This is a genomic window from Paraburkholderia atlantica, assembly GCF_009362785.1.
GTDB lineage: Bacteria > Pseudomonadota > Gammaproteobacteria > Burkholderiales > Burkholderiaceae > Paraburkholderia > Paraburkholderia atlantica.
Map to the genome: position 1 here is coordinate 1 of NZ_WHNQ01000230.1, position 661 is coordinate 661.

Sequence of the window (661 nt, forward strand, 5' to 3'; positions counted from 1 at the left end):
CCTTCGCCCAGCTGTGCCAGAAACCACAACCGCTGCTGCGCAAACGACAGCTCAAGCGGCTCATGACGCGATACGGCCACAATCGCCGGCAGGTGTTGGGGGCCGGAGCGGCTCAATACCTCGACGATTCTTGCCGCAAGATCGCCCAGCACCGGCCTGGCGAACAGCGTCGACAGCGGCAGTTCGACCCCAACAGCCTGCGACAGCCGGCTCGACACCTGTACCGCCAGGAGCGAGTGGCCGCCGAGCTCGAAGAAGTTGTCGTGGCGTCCGACCCGCTCCAGCCCTAGAAGCTCCGCCCAGATCTCTGCCAGCGCCGTTTCGACTGCGCCCTGCGGCGCCTCATAGGCCGACCGCGCATACGCATCGTCAGCCGGCGCCGGCAGTGCCTTGCGGTCGAGCTTGCCGTTCACCGTCAGCGGCAACTCCGCCAGCCGCATGAACGCCGACGGCACCATGTAGTCCGGCAGCCGCGCACTCAGGTGCGCGCGCAAGGTGTTGGCAAGCTCAGGTCCATCCAGCCCATCCGATTGAGCTTCGGGCGCACACACCACATAGGCGATAAGATGCCTGTCGCCGGCGCGGTTCTGTCGCGCCACCACCACCGCCTCGCGCACAAAGGCGTGCTCGCCAAGCCGCGCCGCGATCTCGCCCGGCTCGA

1 protein-coding gene is annotated in these 661 nt (G+C 67.3%); it reads right to left on the reverse strand.

Translation table 11 applies throughout. The features are described 5' to 3' along the window. Positions 1-661: phosphopantetheine-binding protein (locus tag GCT19_RS42425; protein ID WP_152855129.1), on the reverse strand; the 661-nt coding region annotated here is incomplete at both ends.